Source organism: Petrocella sp. FN5, from assembly GCF_029210395.1.
GTDB lineage: Bacteria > Bacillota > Clostridia > Lachnospirales > Vallitaleaceae > Petrocella.
Map to the genome: position 1 here is coordinate 1 of NZ_JARGDP010000141.1, position 2,335 is coordinate 2,335.

The 2,335-nt window shown below is 37.9% G+C and carries 2 protein-coding genes; both read left to right on the forward strand.

The features are described from left to right. The coding region (locus tag P0N36_RS15010; protein ID WP_275843687.1) for a dihydrolipoyl dehydrogenase family protein at nt 1–1,432 on the forward strand (1,432 nt) is incomplete at its 5' end. 78 nt (nt 1,433–1,510) lie between these two features. Next, a complete protein-coding gene (locus P0N36_RS15015; protein WP_275843689.1) occupies nt 1,511–2,041 on the forward strand; it encodes a hypothetical protein in 531 nt (176 codons plus the stop codon). Nucleotides 2,042–2,335: the final 294 nt, after the last annotated feature.

Consider the following 2,335-nt stretch of genomic DNA (forward strand, 5'->3'; position numbering starts at 1 on the left):
GATAAAATGTATGAAATTTGATTATGATTTAATTGTTATTGGCGCAGGAAGTGGTGGCCTCGTCGTAGCTTCAGGAGCTGCCTCACTGGGTGCAAAAGTTGCACTTATTGAAAGCGAAAAAATGGGTGGAGATTGTCTGAATTCTGGCTGTGTTCCTAGTAAAAGTTTTTTAAAAGGGGCGCATTTAGCAAAGGATATTGATAGTTCGAGACTTTTTGGTCTTGATACTGAGCTTAAGGGTGTAAGCATCGAAAAACTCATGGGAAGAGTACAAGAGGTCATTACTTCTATTGAACCCCATGATTCTGTCGAACGATATGAAGGACTAGGGGTTGAAGTAATTCTTGGAAGTGGTGAGCTTGTAGACATTCATCATGTAAAAGTTGGAGAAAAAGTTTTGAACACAAAGAACATTGTGATATCCAGTGGCTCAAAACCCTATATTCCTCCTATCAAAGGGCTAGATCAAGTCCCTTATTTGACCAATCGTAATATTTTCAATCTAACGACCCAGCCAAAACACCTCATTGTACTAGGTGGCGGTCCAATCGGTCTTGAGTTAGGTCAAGGATTTAGACATCTTGGTTCAGATGTCACAATCATTGACCAAAATCCTCATTTATTTGCAAAAGATGATCCTGAAGTAGGACCGTTAATGGAAGAAGTACTTCTTCAAGATGGTATCTCTCTACACCTGACTACTAAAATTGTTGAAGTATTAACTAACAACGGCCAAATAAACGTTATCGTAGAAAAAAATGGGCTAAAGAAAGAAATCGTTGGAGATTATCTCTTAGTATCTCTTGGCCGTTCTCCTGTTACAGAAGGTTTAGGTCTTGAAAAAGTTGGTATTAAGGTAAATCAACGTGGTTACGTGATTACAAATAATAAACTTCAAACGAACTTCAAAAACATCTATGCCTGCGGTGATGTCACCGGACCTTATCAATTCACGCACATGGCTGGTTATCAAGCTGGTATTGTGATCCGCAATAGCATCTTTCATTTGGGAGCCAAATTAGATTACTCTGCAGTTCCTTGGACAACCTATACAAAACCAGAAGTTGCCCATGTTGGACATACAGAAGTCACTGCCAGAGAATCTTCAGTCTTTAATAAATCAATTCTCATTCCCCTTGGTGACAACGACCGTGCGAGAGCTGAAAACGATGAAAAAGGCTTCTTAAAGCTAATTATTAGCAACAAAAACAAACTCATTGGAGCAACACTTGTTGGTGAAAAAGCTGGGGAAATGATTCCCGTAGCCACTTTAGCTATTCGGCAAAAACTGAAAGCCAGTGCCTTTTTAGGTCTAATTTTTTCATATCCAACTGAAGCGGAAATTTTTAAAACTGCAGCCCTTAAGGAGTTAAAAGATTCTGTAAAACCATGGCAATCGAAGCTCATTAAGTCTCTATTTTTAAGACACTAAGCAATAAAAAATACACTAAAATTTAGGGCATACTAAATAAAATAAACATATCGTTATGATATGACTTGAAAGGATTATATGATGGTTAATATTATTGAAGAAATTGAAGGCTTGTATCAAATCATAGAATTTAAGACCTTCCGAAAGACAGAAGGTGTTACCTTTGATCTAATTCCACTTGACACCATAGCGAGCGTTGACTCTTTAGACCGAGTGCTGCATAAAAGCAATGCTGTATCACCAGAACCGGTAGGAGATGTAGAACAACCTTGGTACATGCACACCCACCAGGCAGATAACCTTGTCGTCCTTTATGGCAAAAGGGAAGTCGATATCTATACACCAGAACATGGTAAGATCGAACACTTCACAGTTACTGCAAACAGCGTTCACAAAAATGGAAAACTGGTCTATGAGGGTGGTGCCATGTTGGTATGGCCACGCTATGTTTTCCACAGAATTGTTAGTGGTCAAGAAGGGTCAGCTTCACTCAACTTAGCACAACACTACCAAGGTTTTGACATCAAAACCAATTTTAACATCTATAAGTTGGACACTGAAACAGGAGATTATGAAGTCTTAAGAGCTGGTCATAAAAATCAACTCTAATAAAGTTGCGACCAATCTTTTTTGCTTTGCCAATTTTCGGCTGTTTACTGGTAAATTGCCCTTATTATTGTTTTCGATTACTTTTTCACCTTACTTTGCTGCATTCACTACATCTTTAGAAAACACTGATATATATTCAACACTTGATTTCATCGTACCAGCATTTGCCTTAATTACTACCGCTTTATTGGATAGTGTTTCAATGATTTTTTGTGGTTAAGCATGGTCTCTTGAGCTTTTTGGATGTTCTTTTAATTCTGACATTCTGGAGCTCCTTTTTTTCTTCTTTTATTT